General features: G+C 64.3%; 22 protein-coding genes and 3 pseudogenes. 14 read left to right on the forward strand and 11 right to left on the reverse strand.

Annotation, left to right across the window (positions count from 1 at the left end):
* Positions 1-85: 85 nt before the first annotated feature.
* The 4 genes from FOM02_RS23650 to FOM02_RS23665 all read right to left on the reverse strand — a co-directional run bounded on the left by FOM02_RS23650 (position 86) and on the right by FOM02_RS23665 (position 2431).
* Positions 86-838, reverse strand: coding sequence for a TetR/AcrR family transcriptional regulator (locus tag FOM02_RS23650; protein WP_027561069.1), 753 nt, complete (start codon positions 836-838; stop codon positions 86-88).
* A gap of 172 nt (positions 839-1010) precedes the next feature.
* Positions 1011-1376, reverse strand: coding sequence for a YciI family protein (locus FOM02_RS23655; RefSeq protein ID WP_027561070.1), 366 nt, complete (start codon positions 1374-1376; stop codon positions 1011-1013).
* 58 nt (positions 1377-1434) lie between these two features.
* Complete coding sequence (locus FOM02_RS23660; protein ID WP_027561071.1) at positions 1435-1839, reverse strand: YciI family protein; 405 nt, start codon at positions 1837-1839, stop codon at positions 1435-1437.
* A 226-nt stretch (positions 1840-2065) separates the two neighbouring features.
* A complete protein-coding gene (locus FOM02_RS23665; RefSeq protein WP_027561072.1) occupies positions 2066-2431 on the reverse strand; it encodes a nuclear transport factor 2 family protein in 366 nt (121 codons plus the stop codon).
* Between the two features lie 326 nt (positions 2432-2757).
* Here FOM02_RS23665 and FOM02_RS23670 point away from each other — a divergent pair, with 326 nt between their 5' ends.
* From FOM02_RS23670 to FOM02_RS23680, 3 genes are all read left to right on the forward strand, one after another.
* Complete coding sequence (locus tag FOM02_RS23670) at positions 2758-4422, forward strand: methyl-accepting chemotaxis protein (RefSeq protein ID WP_027561073.1); 1665 nt, start codon at positions 2758-2760, stop codon at positions 4420-4422.
* Between the two features lie 239 nt (positions 4423-4661).
* Positions 4662-5450 carry an SDR family NAD(P)-dependent oxidoreductase gene (locus FOM02_RS23675; protein ID WP_027561074.1) on the forward strand — a complete coding sequence of 263 codons (789 nt, stop codon included), beginning with the start codon at positions 4662-4664 and terminating at the stop codon, positions 5448-5450.
* Positions 5451-5602: 152 nt separating this feature from the next.
* Positions 5603-6040 carry a hypothetical protein gene (locus FOM02_RS23680; protein WP_027561075.1) on the forward strand — a complete coding sequence of 146 codons (438 nt, stop codon included), beginning with the start codon at positions 5603-5605 and terminating at the stop codon, positions 6038-6040.
* A 329-nt stretch (positions 6041-6369) separates the two neighbouring features.
* On the opposite strand, the gene FOM02_RS23685 is transcribed toward FOM02_RS23680, so the two are convergent.
* The 4 genes from FOM02_RS23685 to FOM02_RS23700 form a co-directional block, all read right to left on the reverse strand.
* On the reverse strand, positions 6370-6789 hold the full coding sequence (locus FOM02_RS23685) for a VOC family protein (protein ID WP_027561076.1): 420 nt from the start codon (positions 6787-6789) through the stop codon (positions 6370-6372).
* 34 nt (positions 6790-6823) lie between these two features.
* The gene (locus tag FOM02_RS23690) at positions 6824-7360 is read right to left on the reverse strand and encodes an SRPBCC family protein (protein WP_027561077.1); all 537 of its coding nucleotides are present in this window, start codon (positions 7358-7360) and stop codon (positions 6824-6826) included.
* A 185-nt stretch (positions 7361-7545) separates the two neighbouring features.
* Positions 7546-8841, reverse strand: coding sequence for an RNA polymerase sigma factor (locus FOM02_RS23695; RefSeq protein WP_027561078.1), 1296 nt, complete (start codon positions 8839-8841; stop codon positions 7546-7548).
* On the reverse strand, positions 8838-9206 hold the full coding sequence (locus FOM02_RS23700; protein ID WP_027561079.1) for a YciI family protein: 369 nt from the start codon (positions 9204-9206) through the stop codon (positions 8838-8840). Before FOM02_RS23700 ends, FOM02_RS23695 begins: the two co-directional genes overlap by 4 nt.
* Positions 9207-9349: 143 nt before the next feature.
* Between FOM02_RS23700 and FOM02_RS23705 the strand changes: the two genes are divergently transcribed.
* Positions 9350-10315 (forward strand): 2-hydroxyacid dehydrogenase, encoded by a 966-nt coding sequence (locus FOM02_RS23705; protein WP_027561080.1) that lies wholly within the window; start codon positions 9350-9352, stop codon positions 10313-10315.
* A gap of 303 nt (positions 10316-10618) precedes the next feature.
* Positions 10619-12094 (forward strand): annotated as a pseudogene (locus FOM02_RS23710) (cache domain-containing protein); the annotation flags it as partial.
* 63 nt (positions 12095-12157) lie between these two features.
* Here FOM02_RS23710 and FOM02_RS23715 read toward each other — a convergent pair.
* Both FOM02_RS23715 and FOM02_RS23720 read right to left on the reverse strand, forming a co-directional pair.
* Positions 12158-12838 (reverse strand): annotated as a pseudogene (locus tag FOM02_RS23715) (ribokinase); the annotation flags it as partial.
* A gap of 17 nt (positions 12839-12855) precedes the next feature.
* Positions 12856-13749, reverse strand: a complete 894-nt coding sequence (locus tag FOM02_RS23720; protein WP_027558529.1) for a sugar kinase — start codon at positions 13747-13749, stop codon at positions 12856-12858.
* A 207-nt stretch (positions 13750-13956) separates the two neighbouring features.
* Here FOM02_RS23720 and FOM02_RS23725 point away from each other — a divergent pair.
* The 9 genes and pseudogenes from FOM02_RS23725 (at position 13957) to FOM02_RS23765 (ending at position 23392) form a co-directional block, all read left to right on the forward strand.
* Positions 13957-14806 (forward strand): annotated as a pseudogene (locus tag FOM02_RS23725) (VOC family protein).
* A 257-nt stretch (positions 14807-15063) separates the two neighbouring features.
* Complete coding sequence (locus FOM02_RS23730; RefSeq protein ID WP_027558531.1) at positions 15064-15723, forward strand: TetR/AcrR family transcriptional regulator; 660 nt, start codon at positions 15064-15066, stop codon at positions 15721-15723.
* Between the two features lie 269 nt (positions 15724-15992).
* Entirely contained in the window at positions 15993-16802 is an 810-nt protein-coding gene (locus tag FOM02_RS23735) for an ABC transporter permease (protein WP_027558532.1), read from the forward strand.
* Between the two features lie 54 nt (positions 16803-16856).
* Complete coding sequence (locus tag FOM02_RS23740; RefSeq protein WP_027558533.1) at positions 16857-17849, forward strand: ABC transporter substrate-binding protein; 993 nt, start codon at positions 16857-16859, stop codon at positions 17847-17849.
* Positions 17850-17935: 86 nt separating this feature from the next.
* Positions 17936-18778 carry an ABC transporter ATP-binding protein gene (locus FOM02_RS23745; RefSeq protein WP_027558534.1) on the forward strand — a complete coding sequence of 281 codons (843 nt, stop codon included), beginning with the start codon at positions 17936-17938 and terminating at the stop codon, positions 18776-18778.
* A gap of 4 nt (positions 18779-18782) precedes the next feature.
* The gene (locus FOM02_RS23750) at positions 18783-20180 is read left to right on the forward strand and encodes a hypothetical protein (RefSeq protein WP_027558535.1); all 1398 of its coding nucleotides are present in this window, start codon (positions 18783-18785) and stop codon (positions 20178-20180) included.
* Positions 20177-21328 carry a Gfo/Idh/MocA family protein gene (locus FOM02_RS23755; protein ID WP_027558536.1) on the forward strand — a complete coding sequence of 384 codons (1152 nt, stop codon included), beginning with the start codon at positions 20177-20179 and terminating at the stop codon, positions 21326-21328. The genes FOM02_RS23750 and FOM02_RS23755 overlap by 4 nt, the downstream gene beginning before the upstream one ends.
* Positions 21329-21338: 10 nt before the next feature.
* Positions 21339-22529, forward strand: a complete 1191-nt coding sequence (locus tag FOM02_RS23760; RefSeq protein WP_027558537.1) for a dihydrodipicolinate synthase family protein — start codon at positions 21339-21341, stop codon at positions 22527-22529.
* A complete protein-coding gene (locus tag FOM02_RS23765) occupies positions 22529-23392 on the forward strand; it encodes a sugar phosphate isomerase/epimerase family protein (protein ID WP_027558538.1) in 864 nt (287 codons plus the stop codon). The genes FOM02_RS23760 and FOM02_RS23765 overlap by 1 nt, the downstream gene beginning before the upstream one ends.
* Positions 23393-23663: 271 nt before the next feature.
* Here FOM02_RS23765 and FOM02_RS23770 read toward each other — a convergent pair whose 3' ends face one another.
* Positions 23664-25139 carry a sulfatase gene (locus FOM02_RS23770; protein WP_199820231.1) on the reverse strand — a complete coding sequence of 492 codons (1476 nt, stop codon included), beginning with the start codon at positions 25137-25139 and terminating at the stop codon, positions 23664-23666.
* Between the last annotated feature and the right edge of the window lie 59 nt (positions 25140-25198).

A 25198-nucleotide genomic window follows, 5' to 3' on the forward strand; every position in this document is an offset into this window, starting at 1 on the left:
TGTAAATAACATTTACATAGCTAGACCATCCCGCGATTTTGTCAAGCTGGCCACCCGACAGGCCGGCGGAATTATTTGCGCAACTTTATTTCGGCTTGCCCCAAGGACCACCTGGGGTGCCGCCCGGCGGCACTCCAGAACCGGAGGAAGCCTCCGGCGGCACCGGCGGCGGCTCGGCGCCCTTCGCGGGCGGCCGGCGGTCGGTCGGGAAGCCGAGGCCGCGGAGATAGATCAGCACCTCGGCCTCGAGCAGCTCGTCCGGCGACATCGGCAGCTTGCGCCGCGCGGCATCGCCTCGGGAGAACAGCGAGGCGACGCCGTGCGCCATCGACCAGATGTGCAGCGCCATCATCATCGCAGGCGGACGCGGCGTGCCTGGAGGTGCGAGCGCGGCGAGGCGCTCGGCGGCGGCGCGAATGACGTTAAAAGCGCGCTCGCTTGCGGCCTGCAGCGCCGGATTGGCATCGACCGGCAGGCCGGATTCGAACATCGCGTTGTAGAACGCGGGCTCTTCGCGGGCGAAGGATAGATAGGCCCGGCCGACCCGCTCGAACGCGGTGACGGTGTCGGGACGCCCATCGTCCCAGGCTGCGGTCAGCCGCGATTCAAACTGTTCAAAGCCGCGCTGGGCGATCGAGGACAACAGCTCGTCGCGGTCGCGAAAATGCCGGTAGGGCGCCGCCGCACTGACGCCGGCCATGCGTGCGGCATCGGCGAAGGTGAAGCCGGCCGCGCCCTTCTCGGCGATCAGCCCGAGGGCGGCCTGCAGAAGTGCTTCCTTCAGATTACCGTGGTGATAGCCGCGCTCGGCGCGGCGCTGCTCCTTGCGCCAGCTCATGTGAACGACTTTTACATGAGCCGCGCGTGAAGGTCACTAGCGGGGATCAGGCGTGATTAACCCCGTACTTCCACGGTCACAATCGTCATTCCGGGGCTGTCCGCAGGACCGAACCCGGAATCTCGAGATTCCGGGATGCTTCGCATCGCCCCCGAATGACGGTCAGCGGCCGCTACATCTGCGGAATCGCGAGCACGGGCATGACCTCGATGGCCTCGCCCGGGAAGATCGCAAAGTGCGGATGATTCTCGAATAGTTTTGCAGCTTCCTCCTGCGAGGCGGCCCGGATCACCGTGAAGCCGGTCAGCGCGTTGCTGATCTCGGTGATGCCGCTTGCGTCGATCCGGCGGGTCTTGCCGAGCGGGCCGCCCATCTCGACGATGACGTCCTTGTGCTTCTCGACCCAGCCATGCCAAGCGGCCATGCCCTCGCGCTCTTTGGCCTTCCGTTCGGCTTCGGGCATCGCGTGCCATGCCTTCATTTTCTCGCCGCTCATGCTGCCAAGATAGACGGCGAGGAATTTGTGTTCGGTGCTCATCGGTTCTCTCCTTGTTGATCGATTGACGGCCGCCGTGAATTCACGGCGGCCACGGTCGCTATTTCTTGAGGTCGTCAAAGCCGGCGGCGGCCGCCTGCACGTCAGGCGGAAAGTCGGACATTTCCTGCACCTGCCGGATCTCGATGATTTCGTTGGCGGAGGCCGGGCACTTCTTGGCCCAGGCGATCGCTTCGGCGCGCGAGGCAACCTCGATCATCCAGTAGCCGCCCAGGACTTCCTTGGCCTCCGCGAAGGGGCCGTCGGTCACCACCGGCTCGCCGGTCACAAACGAGACGCGCGCGCCCATCGACGGCGGGTGCAGGCCATCGAGTGTGATCAGCACGCCGGCATCCTTCAGCGCCTCGTTGTAGCGCATCATCGCGGCGACGCGCTCGGGATCGAGTTGAACGTCCGGCGGCGCGGTCTCGTAGCCGAGCGGGATCATCAGCATCATGAATCGCATGGGAGTTCCTTGCTTTCGCTGTCGGAGAGAGGGGCGGCAGAGCCGCCCTCCCTCACCTCCAAGACGAGCGGGATCCTACGGAACCGACAAGGCCGCGAAAATTATTCGGCAGGTTATTGCGTGGCACTAAAGCGCGATGAGATTGGGACGAATCGTCATCGCGCTGTAGGCTGTTGTTTGCGCATGATCTTTTCGGAAAACCGCCGCGCACTTTTCCGGATCATCTTTAGCGCGGCTGCGGCTCGAACCGGCCATCCCGGAAGGCAGCGCCGAAATAGACCTCGATCCGGCGGACCTTGCCCGCCGCCAGGGCGAAGAACTCGGTGTTGCGAAAGCTCCTGCCATCTCTGGCCAGGCAATGATAGGTGACGAAGGCCTCGTCCCCGCGGACGAAGATGCGCTCGATCTCATGGCGCGCGATCCAGCCGGTGTCCTTCCAGCAACGTTCGAAATAGGCCGCCTTGTCGAGATCATCGTCGAACGGGCTGGTGAAGCGGAAATTATCGGCGAGGGCATCGCTGACCCGTTGCCGGTCATTGGCGAGATAGGCGGCAAACAGGTCTCGAATCACGCGCTCATTGTCATCGGGCATCGATCGTCTCCGCAGTAAATGCCTTTGGCTCATGGAAGACGATTCACCCTCGAACAAACCGACATCCCCATCGCGGCGCCATCACGTCGCGAGAAAAAATGCGCATGCGCGTCCGTAGTACTACGGCACGACCTATGAACTTCGCCGTGCATATGAATCCGGAAGGCATGCGAGTTGAACGACATGGCCGCGGCACGGGCAGCTGCGGAACAGATGCCAATCTTTGCAAGGATTTACAGTTGCTCAAGAAGCCCGTGCAACTTTTCGAGTCAGGGCAAACAGGATGTCAATCCTGCCGATTCGAATCAGAACATTGCGGGGCATACGTGTTCAATTTTCAAAGCAAGAAAGTCAGGCATGCGATTGCAGAGGTCGAAGCGCTCGATCGGTCCCAGGCGGTGATCGAGTTCGGCCTCGACGGCACCATCCTCGATGCCAATGAGAACCTGCTCAAGATGAGCGGTTACACGCTCGCCGAGATCAAGGGCAAGCATCACAGCATCTTCGTCAGCCCGACCGAGCGCGAGAGCGCTCGCTATCGCGATTTCTGGGCCAGCCTGAACCGCGGCGAATTCCAGACCACGCAATACAAGCGCTTCGGCAAGGGCGGCAAGGAAGTCTGGGTCCACGCCTCCTACGCGCCGCTGCGCGACGAGAGCGGCAAGGTGGTCAGCTTCATCAAGTTCGCCACCGACATCACGGCGTACAAGATCAAGACTATGGAGGATTCCGGCAAGATCGCCGCGATCAACCGCGCGCAGGCCGTGATCGAGTTCAACATGGACGGCACCATCGTCACCGCCAACGAGAATTTCCTGGCCGCGATGGGCTATTCGCTCGACGAGATCAAGGGCAAGCACCACAGCATGTTCGTGACGCCGGAGGATCGCGCCAGCGCGGCCTATGCTGCGTTCTGGGCCAAGCTGAACCGGGGCGAGTTCGAGGCCGCCGAATACAAACGGCTCGGCAAGGGAGCCAAGGAGATCTGGATTCTCGCGACCTACAACCCGATCCTCGACGAGATGGGCCGGCCGTTCAAGGTGGTGAAGTTCGCAACCGACGTCACCGCGCAAAAGATGAAAGCGGCCGACAATGACGGCCAGCTCGCCGCGATCCAGAAGTCGCAGGCGGTGATCGAGTTCAACATGGACGGCACCATCCGCATCGCCAACGACAATTTCCTGAAGGCGATGGGATATTCGCTGGCCGAGATCAAGGGCCAGCACCACTCCATGTTCGTCGAACCGAACGAGAAGAACTCGATAGCCTACCGGCAATTCTGGGAGAGGCTCAATCGCGGCGAATACCAGGCCGCCGAATACAAGCGCATCGCCAAGGGCGGCCGCGAGATCTGGATCCAGGCGTCCTACAACCCGATCTTCGACCTCAACGGCAAGCCCTACAAGGTGGTGAAATACGCCACCGACATCACCGCGCAGGCGATCGGCCGCAAGAAGGCCGACAACGCCCGCGGGCTGATCGAGGCGGTTGCCGCCGGCAGCGAGCAGATGAGCGCCTCGATCCGCGAGATCTCCGAGACCATGACGAAATCGCGCGAGACGTCCAAGATGGCGACGAGCCGCGTCGAAGCCGCCGACGGCCAGGCGCAGCGGCTGACCGCGGCAGCGCAGGCGATGAGCGGCATCGTCGAGATGATCTCGGGCATCACCGGCCAGATCAATCTGCTGGCGCTCAATGCCACGATTGAATCGGCGCGCGCGGGCGAAGCCGGCCGCGGCTTTGCCGTGGTGGCCTCCGAGGTGAAGAGCCTCGCCAATCAGGCCAAGCAGGCGACGGACACGATCACGTCCGAAATCGACGCGCTGAACACCATCTCCGGCGACGTCGCGAGCTCTCTCACGGCGATCAAGGCCGCGATCGCCGGCGTCAACGAGTTCATCGCCTCCACCGCCGCCGCGGTCGAGGAGCAGAGCATCGTGACGGCAGACATGTCGGCCAACATGCAGCGCGCGTCGGCGGAGCTGTCTTAAATAGCGGACTCACTCTCTCTGCCCGTCATCCTGAGGTGCTCGCCGTGCACAGCACGGTGAGCCTCGAAGGATGAATCGGCCCCGCTGCAGCCGGGCCGTCGCCCTTCGAGGGCCGCTAAAGAAGCGGCCACCTCAGGGTGACGGAGATAGATTGTCGCCCTTCTTGCCGGAACGAAAGCGCAGTAAAAGGCGCTGGCCGCCCGTGCGGCTTCCGTTTCCGCCAGAAGGACAGATCCCCCATGCCCCCTGCCCCGCAAAAAGTCGCCCTCGTCACCGGAGCCGCGCGCGGCATCGGGCTTGCGACGGCGAAAAAATTCCTGGATGAGGGCTGGCGCGTGGCACTGCTCGATATCGAGGGCGAGTTGCAGGCGAGCGCGGCCGCGGCGCTGGACAAGCCCGATGACACGCTGGCGATCAGCTGCGATGTGTCCGACGCGGCGGCCGTCGGAGCTGCAATGGCCGCAATCATGAGCCGTTTTGGCCGGCTCGATGCGCTCGTCAACAATGCCGGCGTCGCCGTGTTCGCGCCGGTCCTGGAGACCAGCGACGTGGACTGGACCAGGATCATGGCAGTCAACCTCACCGGTCCGTTCCTGTGCACCAAGGCGGCGGTGCCCTTGATGCGCGAGCAGGGCGGCGGCGCCATCGTCAACATCACCTCGATCTCGGCGGTGCGCGCCTCGACGCTGCGCTCGGCCTACGGCACCAGCAAAGCGGGCCTCGCGCACCTCACGAAACAGCTCGCGGTCGAGCTCGCCTCGCTCAACATCCGCGTCAATGCTGTGGCGCCGGGGCCGGTCGACACCGCGATGGCGAAGCAGGTGCATACGAGGGAAATCCGCGCCGACTATCACGACGCCATTCCGCTCAACCGCTACGGCCTGGAAGAGGAACTCGCCGAGGCGATCTACTTCTTCTGCTCGGAACGATCGAGCTACATCACCGGCCAAATTTTGGCCGTTGATGGCGGCTTCGATGCAGCCGGCATCGGCCTGCCGACGCTGCGCGGGCAGCGGCGGAACGGGTAGGCGCGGGATTTGTAGGGTGGGCAAAGGCGCAACGCGCCGTGCCCACCAATTCTCCCAATTTGCGGCGCCATTGGTGGGCACGCTAAGTCCGTCATCGGGCGCGCGACCCGGTGGCTTTGCCCACCCTACGAAACCGAGTTGGTGGAGAGTTCATGCAACGCATCACCGTCCTCAAAGTCCTGATGCTCGCATCTGCGCTGCTGGCCGCCGCGCCCGCCGCGGCCGAAATTCGCATCATCCAGTCGCCGGGCGGGCAGGTCGGGCCGTTCCTCGATCTGTTCGAGCAGGTGCGTGAGAGCGGCGAGCGCGTGGTGATCGATGGTCCGTGCCTGTCCGCCTGCACGCTGGTGCTGAGCATCGTGCCGGGCGAGCGCATCTGCGTGACGAAGCGGGCTGTGCTCGGCTTCCATGCAGCGCGGTCGGTTGACCGGCGCGGGCGCTTCTATGCCGAGCCGGAAGCATCCGAGGCGGTGCTCGCCGCCTATCCCGGCCCGGTGCGCGACTGGATCAGCCGCCGCGGCGGCCTCACCTCGCGGCTGCTCTTGCTGAAAGGGCGCGATCTCGCCGCGATCTATCCGCGCTGCCGATGAGGTTTTCGCGGCCGGCTGCTCCTGCCCGCATAGAGCGCGGCAGACACCGGCGGTTCCTCTAAAGAAGAGTCTGGATCAACGGCGCCAGCTTCAAGCTTGCGCAGATGAGCATCCCCCAAAGAGCAAAATTGATCTGTAGCGCCGCTGCCATCGGTCGCTCCCCCTTCCAAGTCCGTTCATCCCGGTTTATCGGTCTTGTGAACGAGGATTAACAATTTTGTCACGGAGATGACAGCTTAATCTTGCGCCAATTGTTGTGCGCTGCGGTCCGCGCGATATGACGACGCGGACCGCAATTTTCGCTCACCGCATCAAGCGGCCGAGCGGGCCTACATGCCTTCGGCGGGACAGTTCACCATCCAGGGAATGCCGAACTTGTCGACGCACATGCCAAAGCCCTTGGCCCAGAACGTCTTGCTGAAGGGCATGGTGACGGTGCCACCATCGGCAAGCGCTTTGAACTTGCGCTCGCCCTCCGCGGGATCCATCACCGTGAGCGAGATCGAAAAGCCTTGCGGCTTGTGAAAATGCTCGGGCGGCGTGTCGGAGCCCATCAGCACGGCGCCGCCGGGCAGCGTCATCCGCGCATGCATGATCGTCTTCTCGCGGCCGGGCGGGCCGGGAGGCATATCCGACGCCGGCGCTTCCGACAGGCGCATCATGGCGTCGATCTTGCCGCCGAGAATCTTGGCGTAATAGTTGAACGCCGCTTCGCAGGTGTCCTGATAGAACAGATAGGCACTGAGCATCGTTTCTCTCCTCTTCTTCGCTTGCTTGAGGGCGTTACTTCTCGGTGAGCTTCTTCAGGCTGGCGAGACCGGCCTCGAAGTCCTTGCCGATCATGTTGTCCATGTTGATGAAGACCTGCATGAGCTTCGACATGAACGGGGCCGGACCGTACATCGCCCATGTGACCAGTGTGGCATCGCCTTGCGGCACAAAGGTGAACTCGGCGGTGTTGTGACCTTCGAACGGGCGCTCGAAATCGAGCTTGATGCGGAGCTTCGACGGCGTATTCCCCTCGAGGATCTCCATGTGGCCGGCGCCGACATTGTTGTTGCCGTCCCAGGCATAGGTCGCGCCCTTTCCTGCCGCGGTTCCGCCGTAGGTGCGCTTCATGGCGGGATCACGGTTCTCGTAGGGCGACCAGCCGGTCCAGAAGCGGAAATCGGACACCAGCGGATAGATCGCAGCGGCCGGCGCCTTCACGGCGATCGAGCGTTCGACACGGAACGTGTCGGGTTTCGTCAGGGCGAAGACGACGATGGCCGCAATTCCGACCGCGAGCACGACGGCGGCAATGGCAACAGCTTTCAGCATGAATGACTCCCATGGATATGGGATTAAGACGAAGGGGAACGGCCGAGACCGACAATTGATGGAATGATTTTTTGGCACTGCCCGTCGTGGCCGGGCTTGTCCCGGCCATCCACGTTCTTTGTCCGGATGGAAAGACGTGGATGCCCGGGTCGAGCCCGGGCATGACGATGAGGAAGGAGATGGGCCTACTTAGCTGTCGCCCCCTGCCTCGCGCCGCCGCCCTTCGGCTGGCTGTCGCGGATCAGGCGATCGAGATGCATGCGGATGTGGGCGGCTTCGGCCGAGGTGTTGGCGAGGGCGATGGCGCGGTCGAAGGCGATGCGGGCTTCGTCGTTGCGGCCGAGTTGCATCAGGAAGGCGCCGCGCACGCCATAGAAATGGAAGTAGTTGGCAAGTTTCGGCGCCAGCGGCTCGATCAGGTCGAGCGCGGCTTGCGGTCCGCGCACCTTGGACACCGCGACGGCGCGGTTGAGCGTCACCACCGGCGAAGGCTGCACCACCTCCAGCGCACCATAGAGCAGGTCGATCTGGGTCCAGTCGGTCTCCTCCGGTGTCGCCGCGCGCGCATGCAGCGCGGCGATCGCGGCCTGGATCTGGTAGGGCCCGGTGCGCCGATGGCGCATCGCCTTGTCGATCAGCGCGAGGCCTTCCGCGATCATGGCGCCGTTCCACAGCGAACGATCCTGGTCGTCGAGCAGGATCAGCGAACCGTCGGCGGCAAAGCGCGCCGCGCTGCGGGCATGCTGCAACAGGATCAGCGACGTCAGCCCCATGATCTCCGGCTCGCTCTGGAACAGCCGCAGCAGCAGCCGCGCCAACCGGATCGCCTCCTCGCAGAGCGGCTTCCTGATCTCGGCAGTGTCGCCGCTCGCCGAATAGCCCTCGTTGAAGATCAGGTAGATCATCGCGGCGACGCCGGCGAGCCGCTCGGAGCGCTCGACCGCGCCGGGCGCCTCGAAGGGCGTCCCCGCCTCGGCGACCTTGGCCTTGGCGCGGGTGATGCGCTGCTCCATCGCCGCCTCCGACACCAGGAAGGCACGCGCGATCTGCTTCACCGTCAAGCCGGAGACGATGCGCAAGGCGAGCGCGATCTGCTGCGTCGCCGGCAGTTGCGGATGGCAGCAGATGAACATCAGCCGCAAGATGTCGTCGCGATAATGCGAGCCGTCGAGCCGCTCGGCGAGTGCGCCCTCGGCATCGTCGAGATCGGAGATCGCCTGGTCGTCCTCCGGCAGCGGCTGCTGCTTGCGGGCGCGGCGCACCTCGTCGATCGCGACGTTGCGGCCGACCATGATCAGCCAGGCCGCGGGATCGCGCGGCGGCCCGTTCTGCGGCCAGGTCTTCAGCGCGCGCAGGCAGGCGTTCTGGAAGGCCTCCTCGGCCGTGTCGAGATCGCGGAAATAGCGCAAGAGCGCGCCGACCGCCTGGGGTCGCGCCGAGGTCAGCGCGGTCTCGATCCAGGCGGTGTCAGTGTCGCTCACGCGGAAATTCCTCCGGGCCGGAACACGCCGACGGGACGCACTTCATAGGCGCCGCCGGGATTGGCTGCGCCAAGGTCGCGCGCAACGTCGAGTGCGTCGTCGAGATTCTTGCAATCGACGATGTAGAAGCCGAGCAGCTGCTCCTTGGTCTCGGCATAGGGGCCGTCGAGCACCAGCGGCGGGTCCTCCTTGCGCAAGGTCGCCGCGGCCGTCGTCGGCAGCAGCCGCGCCACCGGGCCGAGCCGGCCTTGGCTCGTCAGCTTCTCCTGCACCACGGCGAGCTTCTTCATCACGGCCTCGTCCTGCTCCCTGCTCCAGGAGCCGACGAAGTCCTCGTCGTGATAGCAAAGGATCGCATAAAGCATGGGCAGCACCTTCCCTGACCGCTCATTTTGAAGACGGTCCACTATGCCCCGCCCCGACAGTGCTGCGGAAAAAATTTGCGAGAAAAATCCGGCGGATCGTGCCAAGGAGGGTTTTTGAACGCGGAACCTGCGAGGCACTTCGAATGAGCATGGGCACACTGGCCGTCCTGATCAACAGCACGCAGCAGAACTGGCTGCCGGAGCGCTGGAAGGCCCGGTTCGATGCGGTCTGCGGCGGCCGCCGCGTGGTGCTGCTGCCGGATGCCTCCCTCGATCCGGCCGAGGTGCACTATGCCGCGGTGTGGAAGCCGGTGCCGGGCGACCTCGGCTCCTTCCCCAATCTGCGGGCGATCTTCAATCTCGGCGCCGGCGTCGATGCGCTGATGGCGGACAAGAGCCTGCCCGACGTGCCGCTGGTGCGCGTCGCCGTGCCCGATCTCACCAACCGCATGACCGAATATGTCGTGCTGCACGTGCTGATGCACCACCGCCAGGAGCTCTATTTGCGCGACTCGCAGCGCGCCAAACGCTGGGAGCCGCTATATCAATGGCCGGCGAGCGCGGTGACGGTCGGCGTGATGGGCCTCGGCACGCTCGGCGCTGACGCGGCCGAGGTGCTGCGCCGGCTCGGCTTCCGCGTCGCCGGCTGGAGCCGCAGCCCGCGCACGATCGCAGGCGTCGAGTGCTTCCATGGCACCGCAGGCATGGACGCCTTCCTGCGCAAGACCGACATCCTGGTGTCGCTGCTGCCGCTGACGCCCGACACGCACGGCATCCTCAATCGCGACGTCTTCACCAAGCTCAACCGCAAGAGCCCGCTCGGCGCGCCGGTGCTGATCAATGCCGGCCGCGGCGGCCTGCAGAACGAAGCGGACATCCTGGCCTGCCTCGACGACGGCACGCTGGGTGCCGCCTCGCTCGACGTCTTCGTGCAGGAGCCGCAGCCGAAAGACAGCCGGTTCTGGACCCATCCCAAGGTGGTGCTGACGCCGCATAACGCAGCCGACACGGATGCGGACGCGATCTCGGCCTATGTCGCCGAGCAGATCGCGCGATTCGAGGCGGGCGGCGCACTGGAGAATGTGGTGGATCGGGGAAGAGGGTATTAGGCCCGCGGGATTTCGCGAGCGCTGGCGCCTCATACTCGGTGTCGTCCCCGCGAAGGCGGGGACCCACACCGCGTGATCTGTCGATCGTAAACGATAGCCGTACCGAACAACGAGTCTTCGCCAAACCACTCGCTGTGGTTATGGGTCCCCGCCTTCGCGGGGACGACACCGTTGTCTTGGCGGGTGGCCCGATCACCAGAGCCACCCGCCTCCCCACAACCACCCCGCGCCCCGCCCCGTTCACCCTCTCTTAGCGAGAAGTTGATAGGCGTTGTTAACCAACGCTGAAACAACGAGTCGGACATGCGGGTGAGCCTCGGCCTCAGGATGCGGATCACGGTTGCGCTGGCGGTGACGGCGGCGGCGACCGCGCTGTTTGCCGTGCTGGGCGCGATGTGGATCATCTCAGGGATCATCGACCGCGCCGACCAGCGCGAACTGCGCAGCCATTATGATGCGCTGCTGTCGCGGATCGCCGAAGAATCCCGCCGCGCCGCCGCCATGAGCACGGTGGTGGCCACGATGCCGGCGACGCAGGATGCGATGGCGAAGCAGGACCGCAACGCCCTCGTCGGCCTGTTCGGCCCGGTGTTTGCCGCGACCAAATCGGACTACGGCGTCGAGCAGTTCCAGTTCCATGTTGCACCAGCGACGTCGTTCCTGCGCGTGCACCAGCCGGCCAAATTCGGTGACGACCTCTCCGGCTTCCGCAAGACGGTTCTGATTGCCAATCAGGAGCGCAAGGTCGTGGTCGGCCTCGAGGGCGGCGTCGCCGGCCTCGGCATCCGCGGCGTGGTGCCAATCGCGCAGGCCGGCAAGCATCTCGGTTCGGTCGAGTTCGGCCTGACCTTCGGCCAGTCCTTCCTCGACGACTTCAAGACGAATCGCCACGTCGATGTCGCCTTCCATCTCGCCGACGGCTCCGGCTTCAAGCTGTTCGGCGGCACGCTGAACGGCAAGAGCTTCTTCGATGCGGCGGATTACGCCCGCGCTGCCGGCGGCGATTTTACGGTGCGGCAAGGGAAACTGGACACGACGCCGGTCGCTGCGCTGCTCGGACCGATCAGGGACTTTTCCGGCAAGCCGCTCGGCGCGGTCGAGCTGGTGATGGACAATGCCGACTATGTCGCGTCCGCCGATCGCGCCTGGTGGCTTTCGCTCGGTATCGCCGCGCTCGGGCTCGTGCTCGCGGCGGTCGTCGGCTATCTCATCGCCCGCAGCATCTCGCGCCCGATCCTCTCCATCACAGGCGTGATGCGCGAGCTCGCGGACGGACGGCTTGACGTCGAGGTTCCCGCAAGCAAGGCGAATGACGAGGTCGGTGCCATGGTGAAGGCGGTCGCGGTGTTCCGCGACAATGCCGTCAGCTTCAACAAGCTCCAGGCCGATCAGCTCGAGGCCAAGGCGCAGTCGGAAGCCGAGAAGCGGCGCGCCTTCGCTGCGCTCGCCGACAATTTCGAAGCGTCGATCCGCGACGTCGTCACCACCGTGTCCTCGGCCGCAGTCGAGATGGAGCACACCGCGCGCTCGATGTCGGCCATCGTCGAGCAGTCCCGGCAGCAGACCCGCAACGTGTCGTCGGCCTCGGCGCTGGCCTCGGAAAACGTGCAGACGGTGGCCGCCGCCGCGGAAGAACTGTCCTCATCGATGACCGAGATCAGCCGCCGCCTCGCGCATGCGACCGAGGTCGTCGGCAAGGCCGCCAGCGACGGGCCGGCGTCGAATGCGCGGGGTCAGAGCCTCGCGGACGCCGGCGCGAACAACGACCAGGTGCCGTCGTGCGCTGTCGACCGCCGTCACTGCGCGCCCCTGCACCGCAATCTCCTCGCGCCCCGCCAGCGCGAGCAGGCCGCGCTTGCCGAGCGTGATGCAGATGGTCTGGTTCTCGCGCGCCTGAAGGTGTCGCGCGACCTCGATGATCCGCGCCGCCTCGTCGCTGTCAGAGAGTTCGGTGCCCGCAAGGAAACCGAGCTCGGTCTCGTTCAGCACGAGAATGTCGACCAGCGCGAGCAACTCGTCCGACATCTTCTGCGCCGGCGCCGGGTTGAGCATGGTCACGGCGCCAGCCTCACGCGCCCGCGCGAAGAACGCGGCAATCGTCGGCAGCGGGATCTCGAACTGGCTGACCGCGACGTCGCCCTTCAGCAGCGGCACGACGCTGACGTCGTCCGCGCTGACCAAGCCATTGCTGCCGGGAATGACGACGATGGTGTTGTCGGCCTCCGCCACCGTGATGATCGCGGTGCCGGTGTGGGCGTCCGCCGTCTCCTTGACATAGCCGAGATCGATGCCCTGCGCTCCGAGGAAGGCGCGCAGCTCGGCCCCGAACGCATCCTTGCCCAGCCTTCCGATCAGCGTCGTTGACGCGCCGAGCCGTGCCGCCGCGACCGCCTGGTTCGCGCCCTTGCCGCCCGGAAAATACAGCACCTGTTTTCCTGCGACGGTCTCGCCGACGCGCGGGTGGCGATCGGCCGTCGCCACCACATCCATGTTGATGCTGCCGGCGACGAAGACGCGCCCCATAACGTCCCTCGCGAAGTCTAGACTCGAACCTCGAACTCGTGCCTGACCTTGGCGATGTCGACAAGCGTCGGCAGGCCCGCCTCGTTGCCGAGGCGCTGGATCTTGTAGGTCGAGGCGGCGCGGGCAAAGTCGAAATGCTCGCGCCAGCTTTTGCCGGGATGGGCCAGATAAGAATAGACATAGGCGCCGTGGAAGACATCGCCGGCGCCGTTGGTGTCGATCACGCGCTCGCGCGGGATCGGCATTGCCGGCATCACCTGAACCGTCCCGGTCTCGTCGTACCAGAGCAGGCCCTTCTCACCCATGGTGACGCCGCCGATCTTGCAGCCGCGGCTCTTGAGATAATCGAGCATCTTCTCCGGCGTCAGATCCATCTGCTCGCAGAGACGTTCGGCAACGATCGCGACGTCGATGAATTCCAAGAGCTCATGCGTGTTGGTGCGCAGGCCGCCGCCGTCGAGCGAGGTCAAAATGCCGGCCTCGCGGCACACCTTGGCGTAGTGGATCGCGGCGTCCGGCTGATGGCCGTCGACATGCAGCGCGCGGCAGCCGCCGAGATTGAGCATCGGAAAAGGGTGGATGTGCTCGTCGTCGCGGCAGCGGACGATGGCGCGCTTGCCGTCCTTGGGCATGATGAAGGACAGCGAGGACTGGTTCACCTTCCGCCCGTGCAGCGAGATCGCGTATTTCGCGCACATGTCCTGGAACATGCGCCCCAGCCAGTCATTGGCCGCGGTCGCGATCAGGTCGGGCACGATGCCGAGCTTGGCGCAGCAGAACGCCGCCGTCACCGCATTGCCGCCGAAGGAGACCGCGTAGTCCTTGGCCACGTGCTTTTCGTCGCCGGTCGGCATGTGGTCGGTGATGAAGACGACGTCGATATAGGTCTGTCCGATGAAGAGAGCCTGCATTGCTTGTCCGTGATGCGCTTGTGGTCCCGGCCGGCGCACTTACTCTAGCACCGGTTCCGCGTCTGAGACGCTGAAATTATTCGCAAAACCGCCCCGAAGCGCTTGAGGTCGGCATGGTGCCGGAATACGACCATGTCAGGCCCATGCCAAGCCCGGACAAACGCCGTCTTTCGGCGCGCGGTTCCAGGTCGTTCAAAAGGGGGACATATGATCACCGGCCTCGATCACGTCGTCGCTCTGGTCAGGGACATCGGCGCGGCCAAGGCGGCCTATCAGACGCTCCTCGGGCGCGCGCCGGCCTGGCAGAACTCGGGCGAGGGCGCCGACCGGGTGCTGTTCACGCTTGAGAACATGACCATCGAATTGATGGCGCCGAGCGGCTTCACCGCGACCGCCGACCGCATGCGTGCGCTGCTCGACGACCATGAAGGCGTGCTCGCCAGCCTGTGCTTCCGTGTCGCAGACATGGGCAAGATGCACCGTCGGCTGGACCGGGTGGCGCTGAAGCCCGATCCCGTCGCCGAGGTCGAGAGCAGCGACGATGCGAGCGGTGCGGTTCTGCACTGGAAGCGCACGCGCGCCGCCACCGAGCTCACGCGCGGGGTGCGCATCTTCTTTCTCGAGCTTGCCGAGGAGCGGCCGAAGTCTGTCGCGACCGACGCCGCGCCGGTCGACGGGCTCGACCATGTCGTGATCACCACCGAGGATTCCGATCGTGCCGCCGCGCTCTACGGCGCGCGGCTCGGGCTCGATCTCGCGCTCGATCGCTCGCATCACGACTGGGGCCAGCTGATGTTCTTCCGCTGCGGCGATCTCATCGTCGAGGTGGTGCGCCGCCCCGTGGCGGGCGGGGATCTACAGCCGCGACCGCCTCTGGGGCCTGAGCTGGCGCGTCGCCGACATCGACGCCACCCGCGCCCGCCTGATCGCCGCCGGCCTCGACGTCAGCGAGGTCCGCAACGGCCGCAAGCCCGGCACGCGCATCATGACGGTGCGCAGCGGCACCTGCGGCATCCAGACGGTGCTCCTCGAGCGCTCGCCGAAGCCGGTGGAGTGAGGCGGTTCTCTCCGTTCGAAGACTCCCGTAGGGTGGGCAAAGCGGAGCGTGCCCACGCCTTCGATCCGTACTGAGAAGACGTGGGCACGGCGCAAGTGCGCCTTTGCCCACCCTACGAAACCGCCTCCTGGGCACGAGATCGTTCTCAAACGTTCGCGCGCGTGATACATGCGATCTGGACGACCACCCAGCGAGCACCCGGTTTGGCGACAGCAAAGGCAAAGCGAACCCTGAAATGGCAGCGCGACCCCGAGGGGATGCGGCTGCGCATTCTCGAAGCCGCCAAGCAGGAGTTTTCCGCCCATGGTCTTGCCGGCGCGCGCGTCGACCGCATTGCGGCGAAAGCCGGCGCCAACAAGCGCATGCTGTACTACCACGTCGGCAACAAGGACGAGCTCTACCTTGCGGTGCTCGAAGGCGCCTATGACAAGATCCGCAGCGAGGAGCGGGGGCTCGATCTCGAACATCTCGATCCGCCCGAGGCGATCCGGCGCCTGATCGAGTTCACCTGGAATTACTTCCTGCGCAATCCCGAATTCCTGTCGCTGCTCCAGACCGAGAACCTCGCGCGCGCAAAGCATTTGAAGAAATCGACCAAGGTCAAGTCGATGCACTCGCCCTTCGTCGAGATGATCCGCACCGTGGTGCGGCGCGGCGTCGAGAGCGGCGAGTTCCAGGTCGCTGTCGATCCGGTCCAGCTCTACATCTCGATCGCGGGCCTCTGCTTCTTCTACCTCTCGAACTCGGCGACGCTCAGCGTGATCTTCGGCCGCGACCTGCTCGCCAAGGACGCCAAGGACGAGCGGCTTTCGCACATGGTCGGCCTCGTGCTCGCCGCGCTGACGGGCCAGTCGGCCGCGCTGTTCGAGATTGCGAAGGCGCCGAAGTCGCGCACCGCAGTGGCGCAGACGGCGTAGCCAAACTCTCCGCTGTCATCGCCCGACTTGATCGGGCGATCCAGTATTCCAGAGACGCCGGTGGGTCCGGAGAAGCCGCGGCGTACTGGATTCCCCGCCTTCGCGGGGAATGACACCGAGGATGGGGCGCGACCATCCGGCCTTCGCGGCCACCTGTTACGTTTCAGCTGCCGGAACCCTGCACAAAACGTCACAGGGAAAGCTCTGGACAGTATTTATCCAACGGGTTAATTTCTCGCCCGAACGAAGAAGAATGCCGGGAGTGAGACGTGGCTGAAGTGAAGCCGCAAAACGCGGTGTCCAAGATGCTGAATGCGGCCTGGGTGCGGCCGCTGCTGTTCCTGGTGTTCATCGTCGTGGCCTGGGATCTTTCGATCCGGCTGTTCAAGATCCCCGCCTATCAGATCCCGTCGCCGGGTGATGTGCTTGCCGTGCTCCGCACCGACTGGCCGGAACTGCTGCGCCAATCCTGGCCCACCACTTACGCGACCATCTGGGGCTTCGTGCTCTCCGCGCTGTTCGGCATCCCCGTGGCGATGCTGATCGCGGGATCGAAGACGGTGGAGAGCTACGTCTACCCGCTGCTGGTGTTCTCCCAGTCCGTGCCGAAGATCGCGATCGCGCCGCTGTTCGTGGTCTGGTTCGGCTTCGGCATCCTGCCGAAGGTGATCTCGGCCTTCCTGCTCGGCTTCTTCCCGGTGGTGGTCTCCGCCGTGCAGGGCTTCAAGTCGGTCGACCCTGACATGGTCGATCTCGCCCGCGCCATGCAGGGCAGCCGCTTCCAGGTGTTCCGCGCGGTGAACCTGCCGCATGCGCTGCCGGCGATCTTCTCCGGCCTGAAAGTCTCGGTGACGCTCGCCGTGGTCGGCGCCGTCGTCGGCGAGTTCGTCGGCTCCAATTCCGGCATCGGCTACGTCATGCAGCGCTCGATCGGCACCTTCGACCTGCCGACGATGTTCGCGGCTCTCGTGATCCTGGCGCTGCTCGGCGTCATCCTGTTCTGGATCGTGGACCGCATCGAGAAGCTGGTCATTCCCTGGCATGTCAGCCAGCGTGAGGACGTGATTTTCGCATCTTAAACTTAAGCAACGGCTCAGCAACGGCCGAAACATAACGACAAAGGGAGAGTGACGATGAAGCGGTGGATTGGGGCTGCATCAGTGGCGCTGATGATGTTTGCGGCCATGCCGGCACAGGCGGCCGACAAGGTCGTGCTGATGCTGAACTGGTACGTCTATGGCGAGCACGCGCCGTTCTATTACGGCAAGGCCAAGGGCATCTATGCCGCCGAGGGCATCGACCTCGAGATCCAGGAAGGCCGCGGCTCGGCTGCGACCACGCAGGCCGTCGCCGCCAAGACCGCCGATTTCGGCTATGTCGACGTGCCCACCATGATGCGCGCCGCGATCAAGGGGGCACCCGTGGTCGCGACCGGCGTCTTGCTCCAGACCTCACCGATGTCCGCCATGGGTTTTGCCGACAAGAACATCAAAAAGCCTGAGGACATCAAGGGCAAGACGGTGGCGATCACGCCGGCGGACTCCATGACCCAGATCTGGCCGCTGTTCCTGAAGAAGACCGGCCTCAAGGAAAGCGATTTCAAGACCGTTGCCGGCGACGGCCAGACCAAGCTCAACGCCGTCATCAACGGCCAGGCTGATCTCTTGCTCGGCTACGTCATGGACCAGTCGATGAAGATCAAGGACGCCACGGGTAAGGACGTGTACCCGATCAAGTTCGCCGACTACGGCATCAACATGGTTTCCTCCGGCATCATCGCCAACTCCGACTACGTGAAGGCCAATGCCGATCTCGTCCGCCGCTTCATGTCGGCGACGACCAAGGCGGTCGAAGCTGCCGAGAAGGAGCCGAAGGCGGCCGCGCAGTCGATCCTCGATGCCAACCCCAAGGGCGGCAAGATCGACACGCTGACGCAGGGCTTTGAGCTGACCATTCCGCTTTACCGGACCGCGGAAACCAAGAGCAAGCGGCCGTTCCAGGTCACCGACCAGAACATGACCGACTCGGTCAACCTGATGGTCGAATATGGCGGCCTCGACGCCAAGGCCAAGGAGAACCCGAAGGCCTTCTACACCAACGACTATCTGCCGAAGAGTGGCTCGTGAAAGCAGTAATCGTCGCCCGTCATTCCGGGTTCGATGCTTCGCATCGCCCCGGAATGACGGGCATATCGTTGAGTGGACCCGTTTGAATGAACCCAGCAACAAAGACAGCTGACGTGCAGCCGGCCGCGCATCTGAGACTGGTGAGCGACCGGGCCGGCGATGCGTCGGGCATCAAGCTATCAGGCGTGTCGAAGACCTACCGGACGCGCGACGGCGACGTGCCGTCGCTGCGGCCGCTCGATTTCCACATCAATGACGGCGAGTTCTTCGTCGTGGTCGGCCCCTCCGGCTGCGGCAAGTCCACGCTGCTCAAGCTGATCTCCGGCCTGCTGCCGCCGACCACGGGCGAAGTCCTGGTCGAGGGCGAGAAGGTGACGAAGCCGCATGGCAATGTCGGCATTGTGTTCCAGAACGCGCTGCTGCTGCCCTGGCGCAACATCCTCAACAACGTGATGCTGCCGATCGACATGAAGCGGCTGCCGCGGCAGGAATATCTCGACCGCGCCAGGTCGCTTCTGAAGCTGGTCGGGCTCGAAGGCTTCGAGAAGAAGCTGCCCTGGCAGCTCTCCGGCGGCATGCAGCAGCGCGCCTCGATCTGCCGCGCGCTGGTGCACGACCCCAGGATCATGCTGATGGACGAGCCGTTCGGCGCGCTCGACGCGCTGACGCGCGAGCGCATGAATGTCGAATTGATGCGGATTCAGCGCGAGACCAAGAAGACGGTGCTGCTGATCACGCATTCGATTCCGGAAGCGGTGTTCCTCGCCGATCGCGTGCTGGTCATGACCGAGCGACCCGGTGCGGTCGCCGCGATCTACGACGTGCCGCTGCCGCGCCCGCGCTCGCTCGACGTGATGGCCGATCCTGTCTTCACCGAGCTCGTGCAACGCATCCGCAAGCATTTCTTCTCGCAAGGTTCGCTGGACTAAAACCATGGCGCCGCGCCTGAAGCTGCGAGACATCGCCTTTTTCGAACGCCCCGTGCAGTTCGCGCGGCCGTTCCGTTTTGGCGCGATCACGATCAATGCGACGCCGCAGCTCTTCGTACGCGCTGAGATCGAGGTCGAGGGCAGGGGAAGCGCGGTCGGCGCCAGCGCCGAGCTGCTGGTGCCGAAATGGTTCGACAAGCGGCCGGAGCTGTCGCCGGCGCAGACGGTCGACGGCCTGCGACGATCGCTGGAGATCGCGCGTGGGCTCTATCTGGCGCGGACCGGATATTTGACCGCGTTCGATCTGCATGCGTCCTGCATCGGTGCGCAGATCGCGACATGTGCGAAGAAGAACATTCCGGCGCTTGCCGCGGCTTATGGCCCGGCGGAGATCGACAAGGCGATCCTCGATGCCCTGCTACGCGCCACCGAGACCAGCTTCTTCGACGGCATGGCCGGTAACGTCGTGGGCATTGATGCGCGGCTTTCGCCTGATCTGAAGGACGCTGATCTCACCGCGTTCCTCGCCGGCCGAAGGCCGCTGCCGCGCGTTGCTATCCGGCATACGGTCGGCCTTGACGACACCGTCGAAGGCGAGGGCGGTGTCGCCGATGCGCACGAGAACGCCGGTGCGAGTTATTTCAAGCTAAAGCTGTCGGGCAATCCCGCGGCCGATGCCGCGCGTCTGGCACGGATCGGCAAGGAACTCGACACGCTCGGACGCGACACCAAGGTGACGCTCGACGCCAACGAGCAATACGCCGACTTGGCCGCGCTGCAGGCACTGATGGACCAGCTCGATCGCGATTCCACCTTGCGGCCGATCGCCTCACGCCTGCTGTATGTCGAGCAGCCGATGCCGCGCGACATCACGCGGCAATCCCCGCTCGGCGCGCTGGCTGCGCATGGCTTGATCATCGACGAGGCCGACGATTCCTACGATGCCTTCCCGGCGGCGCGGGCGCTGGGCTATTGCGGTATCTCCTCAAAGTCCTGCAAAGGGATGTACAAGTCCATCGTCAATGCGACGCGCGCGGCGAAGTGGAGCGCGGCCGGCGAGCGGTTCTTCGTCACCGGCGAGGACCTCACCTGCCAGGCGGGCCTTGCCGTGCAGCAGGATCTCGCGCTCGGTGCCTTCATCGGCGTCACCCATGCCGAGCGCAACGGCCATCACTATGTCGACGGTTTTGGCGACACGCCCGCCGCGGAAGCTGCGGCCTTCGCTGCCGCGCATCCCGATCTCTATGCCGATGCCGGGCAGGGCATCCGGCTCTCCATTCACGATGGCGATCTCCTGACGGGATCGCTCAACACAGTGGGCTTTGCGACGTCGGTCCATCCGGACTGGTCGGCGCTCCGCCCGCTCGAACAGCCAACATCACTGCAGGAGCAATTGGCATGACCACCCAACGCCTCGGCCTCATCATGAACGGCGTCACCGGCCGCATGGGGCTCAACCAGCATCTGATCCGCTCGATCGTCGCGATCCGCGACCAGGGCGGCGTCCGCCTGAAAAACGGCGACCGCGTCATGCCCGATCCGATCCTGGTCGGCCGCAGCGCCGACAAGGTCGAGGCGCTTGCCAAGCGCTACAACATCACGCGCTGGACCACCGATCTCGATGCCGCGCTCGCCGACACCAACGACACCATGTTCTTCGACGCTGCGACCACGCAGGCGCGCCCCGGCCTGCTGACCCAGGCCATCAATGCCGGCAAGCACGTCTATTGCGAGAAGCCGATCGCGACGAATTTCGAGGAAGCCGTCGAGGTGGTGAAGCTCGCCAATGCCAAGGGCGTCAAGCACGGCACGGTGCAGGACAAGCTGTTCCTGCCGGGGTTGAAGAAGATCGCCTTCCTGCGCGACTCCGACTTCTTCGGCCGCATCCTCTCGGTGCGCGGCGAGTTCGGCTATTGGGTGTTCGAAGGCGGCTGGCAGGAAGCGCAGCGGCCGTCCTGGAACTACCGCAGCGAGGACGGCGGCGGCATCATCCTCGACATGGTCTGCCACTGGCGCTACGTGCTCGACAATCTCTTCGGCGAGGTCGAGAGCGTGATGTGCATCGGCAATACCGACATTCCCGAGCGCTACGACGAGCAGGGCAACAAGTACAAGGCGACCGCGGATGATTCCGCCTACGCGACGTTCCAGCTCAAGGGCGGCGTCATCGCCCACATCAACATGTCCTGGGTGACGCGCGTCTATCGCGACGACCTCGTGACCTTCCAGGTCGACGGCACGCTCGGCTCGGCAGTCGCGGGCCTCACCGACTGCATGATCCAGGCGCGGCAGGCTACCCCGCGGCCGGTCTGGAATCCCGACGAGAAGCGGTTGCACGATTTCTACGGCGACTGGCAGAAGATGCCCGACAACGTGAGCTACGACAACGGCTTCAAGGAGCAGTGGGAGATGTTCATCCGTCACGTCTACGAGGATGCTCCCTACAAGTTCACGCTGCTCGAAGGCGCCAAGGGCGTTCAGCTCGCCGAATGCGCGCTGAAGAGCTGGAAGGAGCGACGCTGGATCGACGTCGCCCCGATCAAGGCCTGAGGAGGGAGACATGAACAAGCCCGTCCAACCGATGTCATCCCTATCGCTCAAGCTGCCGAAGGCCGATCGCTCGATCGAGACCTACCGGCTCGCGGCCTCGCGCACGTTCCCGGAGAAGCTCGAGGGGCCGCTGAACCGCATCGCCTTCTCGGCCGTGCATACGGTCGCCGATCCGTTCGCGGACAACGATCCCTGGCTTTCCGTTGCCGTCGACTGGGACAAGACCATCGCCTTCCGCGAGCACGTCTGGGACCTCGGCCTCGGCGTCGCCGAAGCCATGGACACCGCGCAGCGCGGCATGGGGCTGGACTGGCCGACCTCGCTGGAGCTGATCACGCGTTCGGTGTCGGCGGCAAAGCGCCGCAACGCGCTGGTGTTCTCCGGCGCGGGCACCGACCATCTCGCGGTCGAGGACGCCAAGAGCCTCGACGACGTGATCCGGGCCTATGAGGAGCAGCTCTCGGCGGTCGAGAAGGTCGGCGGCCGCATCATCCTGATGGCCTCGCGCGCGCTGGCAAAACTCGGCCGCAGCGCCGACGACTACGCCAAGGTCTACAACCGTGTGCTGTCGCAGGTTCGTGAACCCGTGATCATCCACTGGCTCGGCGACATGTTCGATCCCGCCCTGACCGGATATTGGGGCACCAAGGATCTCGACAAGGCGATGGACATCGCGGTCGCCATCATCAACAACAACGCCGCCAAGGTCGACGGCGTCAAGGTCTCGCTGCTGGACAAGCAGCGCGAGATCGACATGCGCCGGCGCCTCGACAAGCGCATCAAGATGTACACCGGCGACGACTTCAACTACGCGGAGCTGATCGCCGGCGATAGCCAAGGCTTTTCGCACGCGCTGCTCGGCATCTTCGATGCCATTGCACCCGCGGCGTCCTACGCGCTGTCGCGGCTCGCGGCTGGCGACGAAGCGGGCTTCCACGACGTGCTCGGGCCGACGGTGCCGTTATCGCGTCACATCTTCAAGGCGCCGACGCGCTTCTACAAGACCGGCGTCGTCTTCATGGCGTATCTCAATGGCCACCAGGATCATTTCACCATGGTCGGGGGACAGGAGAGCACGCGCTCAACGTTGCATCTGGCCGAGCTGTTCCGTCTCGCTGACAAGGCCGGCCTGCTCGCCAATCCCGAACTCGCGACGCAGCGGATGAAGACCGTGCTCGCCACCCACGGTATCGAATCCTGATGCGCGATTTCTCGTCTGACCACCGCTGGCTGTCGCTGAACACGGCGACCGTTCGCAAGCAGGGTGACCTCGTCGAGATCATCGATGCCTGTGCGAAGCACGGCATCCGCGCCATCGATCCCTGGCGCGACCAGGTCGCCGCCGTCGGTCTCGACCGTGCCGCGCGCGCGGTGCGCGATGCTGGCCTCGATCTCTCAGGCTATTGCCGCGGCGGCATGTTCACCTCGGACGCCGCGCGCCGGGGCGAGGTGCGCGACGATAACCGCCGCTGCGTCGATGAAGCCAAGGCGCTCGGCGCGCCCTGCATCGTCCTCGTCGTCGGCGGCCTGCCGCAATATTCGCGGCCGGGCAGCGAGGCCTCGAAGGACATCGTGGCTGCGCGCGGGCAGGTCGAGGAAGCTCTTGCCGACATGCTCGACTATGCGAGGCAGGCCAAGCTGCCGCTGGCCATCGAGCCCTTGCACCCGGCCTACGCGGCCGACCGCGCCTGCGTGAACACGACAAAGCAGGCGCTCGACATCTGCGACCGGCTCGACCCCGGCCGCAGTGGCATACTCGGCGTCGCGCTCGACGTCTATCACATCTGGTGGGATCCGGAGCTGATGGGCCAGATCGCGCGTGCCGGCAAGGATCGCCTGCTCGCCTTCCATGTCTGCGACTGGCTGGTGCCGACCAAGGACATCCTCAACGACCGCGGCATGATGGGCGACGGCGTCATCGACATCAAATCGGCCCGCGCCGCAGTCGAAGCGCAGGGCTTTGCCGGCTATTCGGAGATCGAGATCTTCTCGAATGACTGGTGGGGCAAGCCGATGGACGAGCTGCTGCGCACCTGCATCGCGCGGCACAAGACGGTGGTCTAGAGCATGATCCGGAAAAGTGCGTAGCAGTTTTCCGAAAAGATCATGCTCAAACAGTAACCCAAAGCGCGATGGTGATTCATGCCATCGCGCTTTGGGGCGTGTACTCATTAAGGCAATGTCAGCAGCTGATGGCCAAGCGGAAAGCATCTGCTCGGGTTGAGCGTTACCGCTTTTGACCCATCTCGGACATCAATTCGCCAGGCCGAGACTAACCGGAGGCCGGTTGCCTCGACGACGGCGGCCCGCGCACTCAGGCCCTCCAAATCAATGATTACCTCGTTGGGGAAACGGTCGGCGAGGCCGCCGGGTTAACGACGCCATAGTGGTCAGCCAGGAAATTGCTCGAGTTGGCATAATTCGCCGGCCGAGACCGTTCCGGTAGCATCGTGGCGTTCCACGCCTCCCAGTCGCTTTTCAGCCGCTCGAATACGTCTTTCTCCCGGTCCTTGAGGTTGGCCCGCTCACGCGGGTCTTTCTCAATATCGAAGAGGAATTCGTTCCCGGCGATCCGCAAATATTTCCGATCGCCGTCGCGGATAGCACGCTGCGATCCCGCCTTATAGCGCCAGCACAACTTCCGTGGATGTGGCCCTGCGCTCCCACTCAAAACTTGTCCGAGGTCCTCACCATCGGATGGATACGCCGCGTCCGGCGACGTGCCGGCGACAGCCAGCAAGGTCGGCATCCAGTCCATCGTGATCATGACTTGCTTGGACACCGCCCCAGGCGCGATGCGTCCGGGCCAGCGCACAATCGCGGGAATGCGAATGCCACCTTCGAGCAGCTCATGCTTCATGCCGGTAAACGGCCACACGTTAGAGAATCGTTCACCGCCATTGTCGCTGGTGAGAACGACAATGGTGTTGCCAGCGAGACCGCCGGCATCGAGCGCTTGCAGCACGCGACCGATATTGGCGTCCAGGCTTTGCACCATCGCCGCGTAAGTTTTCTGCGAGCCGCCATCGCGGTCAAAAATGTTTCTGATCCGCTTCGATTCTGCCTCATCATCTGGCCCTTCCCATGGCCAATGCGGCGCGGTGAAATGCAGACTCAGCAGAAACGGCTCCTTTGACTTGGCGTAGCCTTCGATGGTTTGCACGGCTCGATCGCCGAGTAAGTTTGTCATGTAACCGTGACGCTCAACCGGTACCTCCTGCTCGTAAAGTTGATGAGCAAGTCCGGGAAACGGTAACACGTACGTCCGGGAAGCCTCCGCGCCATGATTGAAATAGTCTGCGCAGCAGCCGAGTATGCCGAAAAACTGGTCATAGCCGCTCTTCAAGGGACTGAAATCCGGCAGATCACCAAGATGCCACTTTCCGACCAGCGTCGTGCCATACCCAACATTCTTCAGCAGCGACGGCAAAGTGGGGTGACTTGGCGCCAGGCCGGTCCCTTTGGGGCTCAAAGAAATAAGCGGCTCTTCGAGCCCAACCGGCAACCGAGTGTGATAGCGCCCCGTGATCAACGCCGTGCGCGTCGCAGAGCAGTCAGGCGAACTCGAGTACGCCTGCGTGAATCTCAATCCCTCGGCCGCCAGCCGGTCTATGTTCGGTGTCGTATAGTCCCGCTGGCCGTAGCAGCCCACATCGGCATAGCCGAGATCATCCGCCAGGATGAAGACGATGTTCGGCTTTGTCGATTGAGCCCGAGCCGGGCGACGATGACCCATACCCGCGAGTGCCAATGAACTCGCTGCAGTCGTTTGAACAAATCGACGACGAGAAATTGTGCTCTGCTGAACCATGAGCGCCATCCCTCTTAAGTTGATATATGATTTAGATCAAACCATAACATGCTGACTGC

Origin of the sequence: Bradyrhizobium sp. SEMIA (assembly GCF_014844175.1) — a bacterium.
GTDB lineage: Bacteria > Pseudomonadota > Alphaproteobacteria > Rhizobiales > Xanthobacteraceae > Bradyrhizobium > Bradyrhizobium arachidis.

What these genes read in the sequence shown, in the direction of transcription:
- FOM02_RS23690 (WP_027561077.1), bottom strand. Translation starts at nt 7,360, where the DNA reads ATGCTGAAAGCTGTTGCCATTGCCGCCGTCGTGCTCGCGGTCGGAATT.
- FOM02_RS23675 (WP_027561074.1), top strand. Translation starts at nt 4,662, where the DNA reads ATGCCCCCTGCCCCGCAAAAAGTCGCCCTCGTCACCGGAGCCGCGCGC.
- FOM02_RS23730 (WP_027558531.1), top strand. Translation starts at nt 15,064, where the DNA reads ATGCGGCTGCGCATTCTCGAAGCCGCCAAGCAGGAGTTTTCCGCCCAT.
- FOM02_RS23705 (WP_027561080.1), top strand. Translation starts at nt 9,350, where the DNA reads ATGAGCATGGGCACACTGGCCGTCCTGATCAACAGCACGCAGCAGAAC.
- FOM02_RS23665 (WP_027561072.1), bottom strand. Translation starts at nt 2,431, where the DNA reads ATGCCCGATGACAATGAGCGCGTGATTCGAGACCTGTTTGCCGCCTAT.
- FOM02_RS23720 (WP_027558529.1), bottom strand. Translation starts at nt 13,749, where the DNA reads ATGCAGGCTCTCTTCATCGGACAGACCTATATCGACGTCGTCTTCATC.
- FOM02_RS23700 (WP_027561079.1), bottom strand. Translation starts at nt 9,206, where the DNA reads ATGCTTTATGCGATCCTTTGCTATCACGACGAGGACTTCGTCGGCTCC.
- FOM02_RS23740 (WP_027558533.1), top strand. Translation starts at nt 16,857, where the DNA reads ATGAAGCGGTGGATTGGGGCTGCATCAGTGGCGCTGATGATGTTTGCG.
- FOM02_RS23655 (WP_027561070.1), bottom strand. Translation starts at nt 1,376, where the DNA reads ATGAGCACCGAACACAAATTCCTCGCCGTCTATCTTGGCAGCATGAGC.
- FOM02_RS23745 (WP_027558534.1), top strand. Translation starts at nt 17,936, where the DNA reads ATGAACCCAGCAACAAAGACAGCTGACGTGCAGCCGGCCGCGCATCTG.
- FOM02_RS23660 (WP_027561071.1), bottom strand. Translation starts at nt 1,839, where the DNA reads ATGCGATTCATGATGCTGATGATCCCGCTCGGCTACGAGACCGCGCCG.
- FOM02_RS23770 (WP_199820231.1), bottom strand. Translation starts at nt 25,139, where the DNA reads ATGGTTCAGCAGAGCACAATTTCTCGTCGTCGATTTGTTCAAACGACT.
- FOM02_RS23765 (WP_027558538.1), top strand. Translation starts at nt 22,529, where the DNA reads ATGCGCGATTTCTCGTCTGACCACCGCTGGCTGTCGCTGAACACGGCG.
- FOM02_RS23650 (WP_027561069.1), bottom strand. Translation starts at nt 838, where the DNA reads ATGAGCTGGCGCAAGGAGCAGCGCCGCGCCGAGCGCGGCTATCACCAC.
- FOM02_RS23750 (WP_027558535.1), top strand. Translation starts at nt 18,783, where the DNA reads ATGGCGCCGCGCCTGAAGCTGCGAGACATCGCCTTTTTCGAACGCCCC.
- FOM02_RS23760 (WP_027558537.1), top strand. Translation starts at nt 21,339, where the DNA reads ATGAACAAGCCCGTCCAACCGATGTCATCCCTATCGCTCAAGCTGCCG.
- FOM02_RS23755 (WP_027558536.1), top strand. Translation starts at nt 20,177, where the DNA reads ATGACCACCCAACGCCTCGGCCTCATCATGAACGGCGTCACCGGCCGC.
- FOM02_RS23680 (WP_027561075.1), top strand. Translation starts at nt 5,603, where the DNA reads ATGCAACGCATCACCGTCCTCAAAGTCCTGATGCTCGCATCTGCGCTG.
- FOM02_RS23685 (WP_027561076.1), bottom strand. Translation starts at nt 6,789, where the DNA reads ATGCTCAGTGCCTATCTGTTCTATCAGGACACCTGCGAAGCGGCGTTC.